Origin of the sequence: Paenibacillus swuensis (assembly GCF_001644605.1) — a bacterium.
Lineage (GTDB): Bacteria > Bacillota > Bacilli > Paenibacillales > DY6 > Paenibacillus_N > Paenibacillus_N swuensis.
Map to the genome: position 1 here is coordinate 3,677,801 of NZ_CP011388.1, position 12,905 is coordinate 3,690,705.

Here is a 12,905-nt window from a genome sequence, read left to right on the forward strand (position 1 = left end):
CTTGATTCTTTGGTTTGGTGTACAGCAGATGAATTCCAATCAGAAGGTTCAACAAACGTTCAGTAAAGCTGAAATCCGTTACGGGGGTGCGGGTAAGGATGTCAGGGAGTTGCAGTACCGATTGAAGTACTTAGGATATTTCAAAGGAACGGTAGACGGCGATTTCGGATTCTCGACACTGCAGGCCCTGAAGAGATTTCAAAGCGCATTCGGGATGAAAGCGGACGGGGTCGCGGGCTCCAAGACAAAGCTGAAGTTATATAACGCAACGAAGAATTATAAACCTACGGGTGCAGATCTGGGCGCGGCACCTGAGAAACAACCCGCAAGCCCCGAAAATAAATCCAATGGCAAAATGACCGCTTCAAACCATCTGGGGTTATCGAGCAATGACATCCGAATTATGGCGAACGCGGTTTACGGCGAGGCGCGGGGTGAACCCTACGAGGGGCAAGTAGCGGTTGCGGCGGTCATTCTGAATCGAGTGAAGTCCCCCGCATTCCCCAATACCGCGGCGGCGGTTATCTATCAACCGGGAGCGTTCACCGCTGTAGCGGACGGGCAGATCAATCTGGAGCCAAACAAACGCGCGAAACAAGCCGTGCAGGACGCCATGAACGGTTGGGATCCTACCGGAGGCTGCCTTTACTACTTTAATCCGGTAACAGCCACATCCAAGTGGATCTGGACGCGTCCCCAAGTGAAGACGATCGGCAAACATATATTTTGCATGTAACCTGCTAAATCTCATAGGAGCAACGAAAAGGATAAAAGACGCTAGAGACCTTCGCCTTTTATCCTTTTCTGGCGTAATCAGCCTTGCTCATGTTCATTTGGTTGAACCCCGAATCGGAATGGTATAGAATATTTGCAAATGGAATAAAGTGACTTAAATAACGCGAAGGATGCGAAGAAAAGGAGTCGGACCAATTTGACGAAGCCTGTGTTTGAAAGAACCACCGTAAATCAGATGAGATTACATGTACTGCCGACCAAACAATTTAAAACCTTTGCCGTTTCCGTATACATAGGGCATCCGTTATCCGAAGAGAAGGTGACCGCAACGGCTTTGGCGCCGTTCGTACTGAGAAGGGGAACACAAACGTACCCTGAAACCATTCAGTTCAGAGAGAGACTCGATGATCTGTACGGGGCCGGATTCGGATTCGATATTTACAAACGCGGGGACAATCAAATTGTGCAGTTCAGGATGGATACGATTCACGATGGTTTTATCAAAAATGAATCCGGTTCCCTGCTGGAGCAATCTCTGCAGTTTCTGGGAGAAGCGATTACAAACCCTCTGGTCGAGAACGGGGCTTTCCGGGCGAAGTATGTGGAAGCGGAAAAGAATACGTTAAAGAAACGACTAGAATCTATCGTAAACGACAAAATACGTTACGCCGCCGAACGCTGTATCGAGGAGATGTGCAAGGATGAACCTTACAGGTTACATCCCTTAGGCAGGATCGAGGATTTGGACGTCATCACACCGCAATCCTTGTACGAAGGATATCAAGCGTGGTTGAGAACGGCTCCGATTGATATTTATGTGGCTGGCGACACCACGATGGAAGAAGTGAAATCGCTGGTTCAGGCCCATTTTGCCATTGAGAGAGGAGCAGTAGGGGCTTATGATATGAAACCGTCCACACAAGAAGCGGGTGAAGTAAACACCGTTGTCGAAGAAATGGACGTCAGTCAAGGAAAGTTAAACATGGGTCTTCGGGCGCGTACAAGTTATGCCAATGAAAACTATCCTGCCGCCCTGATGTATAACGGAATCCTCGGCGGTTACCCGCATTCCAAGTTGTTTATTAATGTTCGCGAGAAAGAAAGTTTGGCCTACTATGCCGCCTCCAGACTGGATGGGCATAAAGGAATTCTTACGATTCAGTCAGGGATTGAAATCGCGAATTTCGAGAAAGCGACGGAAATTATCAAGAAGCAGCTGGATTCCATGGCGGAAGGTGAAATCACAGAGCTGGAATTGTCCCAAACCAAGGCGATGATCTCCAACTCCTTGCGTGAAATATCGGATTCCGCCTTCGAGATGATTGCATTCGATTACAACAGTGTACTTACCGGTAAAGAACGCACGACAACCGAATTAATTGAAGCTGTAGCTAAAGTGGACGTGGAAGCGATCCAATCGTTCGCCAAAGATATTCAGCTGGATACCATCTATTTCCTGCGGGACCAGAAGGGAGACTAACGGATGGAAGCGATCACGCACGACCAACTGAAAGAGACCATATATTTTGAAAAGCTGCCTAACGGATTGCAAGTGTTTGTTTTACCTAAAGAAGGTTTCCAAAAAACGTACGCGGCCTTTTCTACACGTTTCGGTTCCATTGATAATCATTTCAAAGTGCAAGGGCAGGAGGAACAGCAAGTACCTGACGGGATTGCTCACTTTCTCGAGCACAAGATGTTCGAAGAACCGGACGGCGATGTATTCGCCAAATTCGCATCCAATGGGGCTTCGGCTAATGCGTTTACAAGCTTTGACCGCACAGTTTATCTGTTCTCCGCTACCGAAAGCATTTCGGAAAATCTTGAAACGTTAATCAACTTTGTGCAAAATCCTTACTTTACCGACGACAATGTGGAAAAAGAAAAAGGCATCATCGGTCAAGAAATTAACATGTACAAAGACAATCCGGATTGGAGAGTATACTTCGGGTTGATTGAAACGATGTATCGCACACATCCTGTGCATATTGATATTGCGGGAACAGTGGAGTCCATTGCCCAAATTACCAAAGAAACGCTTTATGACTGCTACCACACGTTCTACCATCCTAGCAACATGAGTCTGTTCGTAGTCGGAGGAATCAATGCGGAAGAGATGATGACTTTAATCCGGGATAATCAGGCATCGAAGTCGTTCGAACCTCAGGGGCCGATTGACCGGATTTTCGCGGAGGAACCGAACGAAGTAGCTCAAGCCCGGAAGGAAACGATCTTGCCTGTCTCCTTGCCTAAATGCCTATTCGGTTTTAAGGAAGCAGCGCCTGCTGTGGATGGAGATGAATTGTTGCGCAAAGAGTTGACGATGCGTCTGGCGTTGGATATTTTGTTTAGTCCCAGCGCGCCTCTATACCAACAGTTGTACGATGATAATCTCATTTCCGACGGATTCGGCAGTGAATATAATTGCAGCAAGGATTATGCGTTCTCGGTCATCGGCGGAGATACTCGCTCTCCGGAGGAATTGATGGACAGGATTCGAACAGAATTGGAACCGATCGTTCGGAACGGCGTCGATGAAGCATCATTCGAACGCAGCCGGCGCAAGAAAATTGGCGCATTCCTGCGTATGATGAATTCCCCCGAAGCGATTGCCAATGAGTTTACCAAGTTCCGGTTTCGTAATACAGATCTGTTCAAGGTGCTGCCGATGTACGAAGCGATTACGCTGCAAGAAGTAAACGACTCGATCAAGAAGCATTTTGACTGGAATCAGTTTGCGGCATCTCTTGTAACAAGCAAAGTTAAGTGAAACCTTTACACGAAATGACCGTGCTCATTACCGGGGGAAGCAGAGGGATCGGCGCGGCGGTGGCCAAGCGGTTTGCCTCTGTGGGAATGAATGTGGTCATCCATTATCTGCAATCTCATGAAGGCGCCAATGAAGTGGCTCGCAGCTGTCTGGATTACGGCGTGAAGGTATTGACGGTTACCGCTGATGTGCGTTCTAAGGAGCAGCTGTTGCGTATGAAGGAGAAACTTGCGGCTCACGGTATGCAACCCGACATTCTGGTTAACAACGCGGGAACGGCGCATTACGGGATGCTCGCGGATGTTTCCGAGGAAGAGTGGGATCAGGTCATGGCTGTGAATCTTAAAGGTATGTTCCTGACGACCCAAATGTTCATGCCATATATGATTTCACAGCGATATGGTCGGATAATTAACGTCTCTTCGGTTTGGGGACTAACCGGAGCTTCCTGTGAAGTGATTTACTCCACCGCTAAAGGGGGAGTTATCGCTTTTTCAAAGGCGCTTGCCAAAGAGTTGGCCATGTCTAACGTCACAGTTAACGCTGTGGCCCCGGGTGCTGTGGACACAGAGATGATGGGACACCTGGATCAGGATGAAAAATCGGCATTGCAGAGCGAGATCCCTGCTGGCCGGTTTGCAATGCCGGATGAAATTGCCGCGCTGGTTTATTTTCTCGCGCTGCCAGAAGCCGGTTACATCACAGGTCAGGTCATTTCACCAAACGGCGGATGGTTTACTTAAGATTGCAACCTTTAGATGGCAGAATACGTTGTATAATTATCCCTCAATCAGAGAATATTACGATTGTTGAATATTACATGTTTAGAGGGAGGATTTACAATGTCTGTTTTGTCTAACTTTGATAACTGGAAACAATTTCTCGGCAACCGGGTGGAAGCAGCTCACAAAGCGGGGATGAATGATGATACAATCGCTAATCTTGCTTACGAAATCGGTGAGTTCCTGGATGAGAAAATTAATCCCAAGAATGACGAAGAACGCGTCTTGAAAGAGCTGTGGGACGTAGGAGATCAACAAGATCGCCACACGATGGCCAAATTAATGGTTAAGCTTGCTGAGAATAACCAATAACGTCAAGCATTCGTTCATATGGAAGCCTCCTGCTGAAGGGGGCTTTTGTGCTGAACGAAAATACGAGTCCAATATTATCCAACCCCAAAAGGGTAATGCACATTTGCTCAGAATATGATACTTTTAGTACATACATACTTATGATTAACTTATGGGGACAGAGGGAGCACTTATCGTATGGAAGTAAAACAATGGTATATGGAATACAAGATTCATAAGAACCGTCCCGGCTTATTGGGCGACATCGCGTCTCTGATGGGAATGTTGGAAATTAACATTATTTCCATTAATGGTGTCGATGACCGTAAACGGGGTATGCTGCTTCAATCCACGGACGACGAGAAGATCGAGCTAATGGGCAAGATGCTTAAGAAGGTGGACAATATTACAATCACCGCGTTGCGAGCCCCTAAATTGGTCGATGTTCTGGCCGTTCGTCACGGTCGATATATTGACAGAGACGTGGATGATTTGAAAACTTTTCGTTTCACTCGTGAAGAATTGGGATTACTTGTCGACTTTTTGGGTGAAGTATTTAAGAGGGAAGGCAACCAGGTCGTCGGATTAAGAGGAATGCCGCGGGTTGGCAAGACCGAATCCATTATTGCGGGGAGCGTCTGTTCCAACAAACGCTGGACTTTTGTTTCCTCTACCTTGCTTCGCCAGACGGTTAGAAGCCAACTCTCGGAAGATGAGATTAATCCGAACAATATATATATTATTGATGGCATTGTCAGTACAATCCGTTCCAATGAAAAGCATCATCAACTATTGCAAGATATTATGAGCATGCCGTCAACCAAAGTCATTGAACACCCGGATATTTTCATCCGTGAGTCCGAGTATGACTACAGCCACTTTGATTATATCATTGAGTTGCGTAACCACCCTGACGAAGAAATCACATACGATACGTTTACCGCTAATTATGACGGCTTCTAAATTTGCGGATAAACATTATTAGAGTAGGAGGAACTATCTGTGTCTGAGCTCGGTCAATTACTGAAGAACGCTCGTCTTGAGAAAGGATACACTCTCGAAGATGTGCAAGACATTACGAAGATTCGCAAACATTACCTGGAAGCGATCGAGGAAGGCAATTTTAAAGCGTTACCGGGTAATTTCTATGTTAGAGCTTTCATTAAAACTTATGCCGAAACCGTAGGTTTGGACCCCGAGGAAACTTTAGGTTTGCATAAGAACGTTATTCCGTCATCGGTTCAGGAGCCTCAACATGATACGGTTATTCGTAAGCGCAAGCGTTCCGATTCCGACACGGAGAAGGTGGGTAAACTCGCTTCATCGGCCTTGATGTGGTTATTTCCAATACTGATTATCGGCATTATTTATTATTTCTTTGTTGTCAATTATGACGGCAATAAGCAGGTTAAACAACCTGAAGGCGAGAATATAACGAACTCCAAGCAGGAGCCGGTTGTAGAAGATACGCCGAATGCGGGCAACGGAACAGCACAAGGCAGTAACAATGCGAATAAAGGGACATCAACAGATGGTACGACAGGGAATGCCAATGCCGTTGAACCGGGAACGGAAGAAGGCATAGCCGGCGAGGTACCGCCTGAGGGAGCGGTGACGGATCCCAATACGTTGCCTGCCCAAGAAGCGGGTGTCGTGTTCGATGCGAAGAAGGGCAAGACGGATAATTATAATATAGCCGGTGCAACTGCCATAACCGTTGAACTGACCGTTGCGGAAGGAAAAGAATGCTGGTATGAGGTTCGTGAAGGCAATTCGGACGGAAAACAGCTTGATACGGGTACCTTGAGAAACGCAAGTACGGTTACTGTTGCCTCGGACAAGGATACATTTATTAAGGTCGGTAATGCGGGTAACGTACAGATCAAGGTGAACGGCGTGCTTGTCGATGACGGCGATAAGCCGAACTCGAAGAGGCTTCAGATGAATTTCGCGACGGCTGCTTCCGCCCCGACTCCATAGTTTGAAATGACATGAGACGTTCCTTCCGCTTGGGGGAGCGTCTTTCTGTGTTTTTTTGCGTATGGTCAGGGAGTTTGCTATAATGCAACTTGAAATCGTTGGAAAGGTCGTGGAGTTTGATGAGTTCTGAAAGTTCATTTGATATTGTCTCCAAAGTAGATTTACAGGAGATGGATAACGCCATTACGCAAGCTGAGAAAGAAATCGCCAACCGCTTCGACTTTAAGGGCAGCAAGAGCTCCATCAAGCTCGAGAAGGAAGAACTGGTTGTAGCCTCGGATGACGAGTTTAAATTAACGAACGTTCTGGATATACTTCAGTCCAAAATGACAAAGCGCGGCATCTCCATCAAAAACCTGGATTACGGCAAAGTAGAGCCGGCTTCAAGACAAACCGTGCGTCAACGCATTAAATTGAAGGTAGGAATTGATCAGGAGAACGCGAAGAAGATCAACATCCTCATCCGTGACTCCAAATTAAAAGTGAAAAGCCAAATCCAGGGAGACTCTATTCGGGTTACCGCCAAAAGCAAGGACGATCTGCAAAACGTGATCCAATTGCTTCGCAAAGCGGATCTGCCTTTAGATTTACAATTCACCAACCTCAAATAATAATGTTTGCTGGGGGGCGGGAGGACTTCGGACCCTTTTTGACACCCCGCTTTCAGGTGTATTATACTTGTTAGGATAGGTACGTAATATTGGGGGACACAAGCATGACAGAAAAGGTGAAGGTTGTAACGCTGGGTTGTGAGAAGAACCTCGTTGATTCCGAAATCATGTCGGGGCTGATCCACGAACGCGGGTACATACTTGTTGACGATAAAGAAGAAGCAACGGTTATAATCGTAAACACCTGCGGATTTATAGACGCGGCTAAGGAGGAATCCGTTAACACGATTCTGGACATGGCCGAGTTGAAGGAGACCGCTAACTTAAAGGCGCTCATTGTTTCCGGCTGTCTGACTCAGCGATATAAGAAGGAGCTTATGTACGAGATGCCTGAAATTGACGGAATCGTCGGCACAGGCGACTTTGATAAGATCGGTCAGATTGTGGATGAAGCTTTGAGAGGCCGTAAACCTATTTATGTCGGCAACCCTGCATTTAACTATGACCAGGTATTGCCACGCCGCGTATCCACCCCAAGATATACAGCCTATGTGAAAATCGCGGAAGGTTGCGACAATGCATGCACATTCTGCAGCATTCCGATCATGCGCGGCAAGTTTAAGAGTCGCTCCATGGAATCTATCCTTGCAGAGGTAGAGAATCTGGCCTCGCAAGGAGTTAAAGAAATCAGCTTAATCGCTCAGGATTCAACGAATTACGGTACCGATCTGTATGATGGATTTATGTTGCCGGTATTAATGAATAAAGTAAGCGAAGTTCCGGGTGTGGAGTGGGTCCGGCTTCATTATGCTTATCCCGGATTTTTCTCGGAAGAGCTTATGGAGACCATCGCTTCGAATCCTAAAATTTGCAAATACATTGATATGCCCCTGCAACATAGCGAGGATGCTATTCTTAAGCGGATGCGCAGACCGGGCAGACAACGTGATTCCCGTGAGCTTATTCACAACATTCGGAAGAGCATTCCGGAAGTTTCCTTACGTACATCGCTGATTGTCGGATTTCCCGGTGAAACAGATGAGGAATTCAATCGGTTGGCGGATTTTGTGAAAGAGATGAAGTTTGATCGATTGGGTGTATTTACATACTCTCAAGAAGAGGATACGCCTGCTTCACGTCTCCCCAATCAGGTACCGGATGATGTGAAGGAATGGAGAGCCAATACATTAATGGAGCTTCAACGCCAGATATCCAAGGATAACAGCGGCCGGTTTATCGGCAAAGAGTTGGATGTTCTTGTGGAACGGTATGACGGACGCAATGATATCTATATCGGGCGTTCGCAATATGATGCTCCGGAGATTGACGGAGAAGTGTTTATAACCCGGTGCACTAAAGGTATAGGTGAAATTGCGCGGGTCCGCATTACGCATTCTTATGAATTTGATTTATCCGGGGAGGGAATGGCATGAACTTAGCTAACCGCATCACCCTCGTGAGAATATTCCTGGTCCCGGTCATGATGTTTTTCTTGTTGGTGAGAATTGATGTTCAGCCGCTGACGTTTCAAGACTTCAGCATTACTTATAATCAAATCATTGCGACTTTAATCTTTATTATCGCGGCCAGCACAGATGGTTTAGACGGTTACATTGCCCGTAAACGCAAGATTGTAACGAATCTGGGCAAGCTGTTAGATCCGCTTGCGGACAAGCTGCTGGTGGCTGCAGTTCTGATTTCTCTAGTGGAAATGGATAAGTTGGACGCTTGGATTGCCATCGTCATCATATCCCGCGAATTTGCTGTGACCGGTTTGCGGCAAGTGGCATTATTGGAAGGGTCGGTTGTGGCGGCCAGCGCCTGGGGGAAATGGAAGACCGCGATCCAGATTACAGCGATTATCGTTATTCTGCTGAATAATTTCCCATTCTTCTTCCTTCATTTCCGATTTGATCTGGTGGCTGCTTGGGCGGCGGCAATTATTACGGTGTATTCGGGGATTGATTATTTTATTAAGAATAAAGAAGTATTGAATTTTTCCAAATCATAATCGGTTGGCTGAAGAGCAATAGGGGATCCTATTGCTTTTTTGTCGACATGGGAGAGGTGCGCAGGGATATGAAAGCGGAAATTATCGCAGTAGGCACGGAGTTGCTCTTAGGACAGATTGTAAACACCAATGCGCAATACATCGCTCAAGAATGTGCTCATATGGGGTTAAGCGTACATTTTCAAACAGTCGTCGGCGACAATCCCGAGCGCATCCGTTCAGCGGTAGAGATCGCGCGCGGCAGGGCAGATGTTGTTATCTTTACAGGCGGACTCGGACCAACACAAGATGACCTCACCAAGGATGTCTTAGCACAGATGTACGGCAGGAAAATGTTGATTCACGAGCCTTCCATGGACGCGATCAGATCCTTGTTTTCAAATCGGGGCGCCCATATGGTTGAAAGTAATATTCGCCAAGCGAACTGGATTGAAGGCAGCGACCCTCTGAAGAATGAGACAGGATTAGCAGTAGGGAATGCGCTTACCATTGAGGGAATTCATTATATTTTGCTCCCAGGTCCTCCAAAGGAAATGAAACCTATGTTCAAGAATGAAGTGTTGCCTTGGTTGCATGGCGTGATGAAGGTACCGGTACCCCTACATTCCAAAATGTTGAAATTCGCGGGCATCGGCGAGTCTAATCTGGAGCACGCGATTCTTGATCTGATTGACGGACAGACCGATCCGACACTTGCGCCATACGCCAAGGAGGGAGAAGTAACGGTTCGGGTAACGACAAGGGCTTTATCCATACAGGAAGCGGAATTAAAAATGATGCCAGTGACGGAAGAAATATACCGTCGGTTGGGCGCCCATCTTTATGCTGAGCGGGATATCCCCATTGAAGCTGTTATCATCGAAGACTTGGCGAAATCGAAACGGACGCTGGCTGTGGCCGAAAGCTGCACGGGCGGAGGCATCGGAGATAAGCTTACTATGGTGCCGGGCAGCGGAGACGCCTATCTGGGCGGAATCGTATGCTACTCGAATGACTTAAAGCACAAGTTGTTAGGCGTCCCTATGGACATTCTCGAGGGCGAGAACGCTCCGGGAGCCGTTAGCAGCGAAGCCGCGATCTCGATGGCTGAAGGCATGTTGTCCACGGCTGAGTCCGATTACGCTCTATCTGTGACGGGGGTAGCAGGACCTGGTTCTTCGGAAGGTAAACCTGCGGGCTTAGTTTATATTGGCCTTGCCGTCCGCGGCCGTGAGACCGTCGTGAGGGAGCTGCAACTGTCGGGCAACCGGGAATCCGTCAAGCTCAGAGCGGCGAAAAGCGCGTTTTACATGTTGTGGAGATCTCTGCAAGAGGAGTCAATGAAATAGGATAACCAGAAGGGTAATAAAATGACCTTCGGCAGCCGCTTGCGGGTATAGACAAATTATGCTAATATGAAGGAAGTTAACGGAAGAACCGTAACAGAGGATAACTTTGTTACGGTTTTTTGCTGTTCTGGCGACCCTAAGAAAAAAAGCGAATGTATGTTCGAAAAAACGCTTGGCAAAGGACCTGAAATAAGTTATCATATAACTATAATAAAGATAAGGGAAGTGAGTTTGTTGGCAGATCGTCGCGCCGCTTTAGAAGTAGCTTTACGGCAAATTGAGAAGCAATTCGGCAAAGGCTCCATCATGAAACTCGGAGAATCCACCCACATGCAAGTGGAAACCGTACCTAGCGGTTCCCTCGCTTTAGATATCGCTTTAGGAACCGGCGGTTTTCCGCGGGGAAGAATTATTGAAGTATACGGACCGGAATCCTCCGGTAAGACAACGGTTGCCCTGCACGCGATCGCGGAGGTCCAGAAGCTTGGCGGACAAGCTGCATTTATCGATGCGGAACACGCATTGGATCCGTTGTACGCAAGCAAGCTTGGCGTCAACATTGACGAGTTGCTGCTATCCCAGCCGGATACAGGGGAGCAGGCGTTGGAAATCGCAGAAGCGCTTGTACGCAGCGGAGCGGTTGAGATCATCGTCATTGACTCTGTTGCGGCGCTCGTTCCGAAAGCAGAGATTGAAGGCGAGATGGGAGACTCCCATGTGGGTCTGCAAGCACGTTTGATGTCCCAAGCGTTGCGTAAACTTTCAGGAGCCATCAGCAAGTCGAAGACCATTGCCATCTTTATCAACCAGCTGCGTGAGAAAGTCGGTGTAATGTTCGGTAATCCGGAGACAACTCCGGGCGGACGCGCATTGAAATTCTATTCTACCGTACGTTTGGATGTACGTCGCGTAGAGACGATTAAGCAAGGTAATGATATGGTCGGTAACCGTACCAAAATCAAGGTTGTGAAGAACAAGATTGCTCCGCCGTTTAAGCAGGCTGAGGTTGATATTATGTATGGCGAAGGTATTTCAAGAGAAGGCAGCATCGTCGATATCGGAACAGAATTGGATATCGTAAACAAGAGCGGTGCGTGGTACTCCTATGAAGGTGAGCGTCTCGGTCAAGGCCGCGAGAATGCGAAGCAATACCTCAAGGACAACAAACACATCGCTGACATTATCGAGAATAAGATTCGCGATGCAAGCAATCTAATCGCTCCAGTTATTGATACTGCCGCGATTGATCAGGACGAGCAGGATGAAGAAGAACTGTTACTATCTATGGAATAATTGACACTATAGTGGCCGCACCCGCGAGGGGGCGGCTTTTCTCATATGATATACAATGGAGGGTCCAAGTTGAAGAAAGAATCATCATTCGGATTTCGTCGTAAGCAAGGGGATCCGGGTGGAAGTCCTTCCGGTAACCGTTATTCGCGTAAACCAAGGAAGTCTAACGAAGTTGAAGCCATGACAGCAGAAGAGGAAAGCTTGCTCGATGCAATTGACCTGGAGGCCGATGACTTTACCATCACCACCGTGGAACGTCAGAAGCGAAGCAAGCATCGATACAATATCCATGTGGGCGGCACGTATGCATTTTCAGTCCATGAGGATATCATGATTAAACACCGACTCATTAAAGGGGAGAAGATCGACAAGGAGCAACTGGAAGTTATTCTGCAAGATGAAGAAAGAGAATCCGCCTATATTCAAGCGGTGAGATTCTTAAGCTTCAGTCCCAGAACGGTTAAGGAATTAAGGATGAAGCTTAAGGAGAAAGGATATGAACAGGATCCAACCGACTTTGCCATCGATAAATTAAAAGCACAGAAGTATGTGGACGATAAAACACTGGCTAAACAATTAACAGAGCAACGTATCTATTCACAGAAGAAAGGACGAAAACTGGTTAGCCAGGAATTAGCCTTTAAAGGTGTGCCCAAAGAAGATATACAGAGCGCTCTTGATCAGGTGGATACAGACAGGGAGCTTGCGAGCGCAATGGAACTGGGGTTGAAACGGTGGAGGGGAATGTCGGGAGAGACCATGGATAAGAAAAGAAAGCTTTCCGGCTTTCTGTTGCGCAGGGGATATGCGTATGATCAAGTACATGCCGTGCTTAAAGCATGCGTGGCTGGAGAGAATGAGGAACTGGAAGACGACTTTTTCATCGATTAAGTCATTCTGATCCTTTATGTCATTAATTTCTTTGTTCTTTTCCAAAGGTTGGTCTTTAGATCGCTTGACAACTTTCTCCGCCATTAGATAAAATAATATTGTGCATTCATCCTAATGTGAATCAATTATTTTATGAAACGGATTCCATTTATTAATTAGGTCACACATTTCAATTCTTTTTAACCCTTGAGAATGTACAAGCACGGTACATCG

General features: G+C 47.0%; 13 protein-coding genes. All 13 read left to right on the forward strand.

Annotated features, from left to right (window positions below; all coding sequences use genetic code 11):
- Window positions 1-28: 28 nt before the first annotated feature.
- The 13 genes from sleB to SY83_RS16385 all read left to right on the forward strand — a co-directional run bounded on the left by sleB (window position 29) and on the right by SY83_RS16385 (window position 12,692).
- Window positions 29-736 (forward strand): spore cortex-lytic enzyme, encoded by a 708-nt coding sequence (gene sleB, locus SY83_RS16325; RefSeq protein ID WP_407944633.1) that lies wholly within the window; start codon window positions 29-31, stop codon window positions 734-736.
- Between the two features lie 195 nt (window positions 737-931).
- A complete protein-coding gene (gene yfmF / locus SY83_RS16330) occupies window positions 932-2,215 on the forward strand; it encodes an EF-P 5-aminopentanol modification-associated protein YfmF (protein WP_068608442.1) in 1,284 nt (427 codons plus the stop codon).
- A 3-nt stretch (window positions 2,216-2,218) separates the two neighbouring features.
- Entirely contained in the window at window positions 2,219-3,505 is a 1,287-nt protein-coding gene (gene yfmH, locus SY83_RS16335) for an EF-P 5-aminopentanol modification-associated protein YfmH (protein ID WP_068608444.1), read from the forward strand.
- Between the two features lie 14 nt (window positions 3,506-3,519).
- On the forward strand, window positions 3,520-4,248 hold the full coding sequence (ymfI, locus tag SY83_RS16340) for an elongation factor P 5-aminopentanone reductase (protein WP_068608446.1): 729 nt from the start codon (window positions 3,520-3,522) through the stop codon (window positions 4,246-4,248).
- A gap of 99 nt (window positions 4,249-4,347) precedes the next feature.
- Complete coding sequence (locus SY83_RS16345) at window positions 4,348-4,599, forward strand: DUF3243 domain-containing protein (RefSeq protein ID WP_068608449.1); 252 nt, start codon at window positions 4,348-4,350, stop codon at window positions 4,597-4,599.
- A 177-nt stretch (window positions 4,600-4,776) separates the two neighbouring features.
- Window positions 4,777-5,541 carry a DUF3388 domain-containing protein gene (locus tag SY83_RS16350; protein ID WP_068608451.1) on the forward strand — a complete coding sequence of 255 codons (765 nt, stop codon included), beginning with the start codon at window positions 4,777-4,779 and terminating at the stop codon, window positions 5,539-5,541.
- Window positions 5,542-5,580: 39 nt separating this feature from the next.
- The gene (locus SY83_RS16355) at window positions 5,581-6,558 is read left to right on the forward strand and encodes a RodZ domain-containing protein (protein WP_068608453.1); all 978 of its coding nucleotides are present in this window, start codon (window positions 5,581-5,583) and stop codon (window positions 6,556-6,558) included.
- Between the two features lie 119 nt (window positions 6,559-6,677).
- On the forward strand, window positions 6,678-7,169 hold the full coding sequence (locus tag SY83_RS16360; RefSeq protein ID WP_068608455.1) for a YajQ family cyclic di-GMP-binding protein: 492 nt from the start codon (window positions 6,678-6,680) through the stop codon (window positions 7,167-7,169).
- 104 nt (window positions 7,170-7,273) lie between these two features.
- On the forward strand, window positions 7,274-8,602 hold the full coding sequence (gene rimO, locus SY83_RS16365) for a 30S ribosomal protein S12 methylthiotransferase RimO (protein WP_068608457.1): 1,329 nt from the start codon (window positions 7,274-7,276) through the stop codon (window positions 8,600-8,602).
- Window positions 8,599-9,180 carry a CDP-diacylglycerol--glycerol-3-phosphate 3-phosphatidyltransferase gene (gene pgsA, locus SY83_RS16370; RefSeq protein WP_068608460.1) on the forward strand — a complete coding sequence of 194 codons (582 nt, stop codon included), beginning with the start codon at window positions 8,599-8,601 and terminating at the stop codon, window positions 9,178-9,180. The genes rimO and pgsA overlap by 4 nt, the downstream gene beginning before the upstream one ends.
- A gap of 68 nt (window positions 9,181-9,248) precedes the next feature.
- The gene (locus SY83_RS16375) at window positions 9,249-10,508 is read left to right on the forward strand and encodes a competence/damage-inducible protein A (protein WP_068608462.1); all 1,260 of its coding nucleotides are present in this window, start codon (window positions 9,249-9,251) and stop codon (window positions 10,506-10,508) included.
- Between the two features lie 234 nt (window positions 10,509-10,742).
- Window positions 10,743-11,801, forward strand: coding sequence for a recombinase RecA (gene recA / locus SY83_RS16380; RefSeq protein ID WP_068608464.1), 1,059 nt, complete (start codon window positions 10,743-10,745; stop codon window positions 11,799-11,801).
- Window positions 11,802-11,870: 69 nt separating this feature from the next.
- Window positions 11,871-12,692 (forward strand): RecX family transcriptional regulator, encoded by an 822-nt coding sequence (locus SY83_RS16385; RefSeq protein WP_231891276.1) that lies wholly within the window; start codon window positions 11,871-11,873, stop codon window positions 12,690-12,692.
- Window positions 12,693-12,905: the final 213 nt, after the last annotated feature.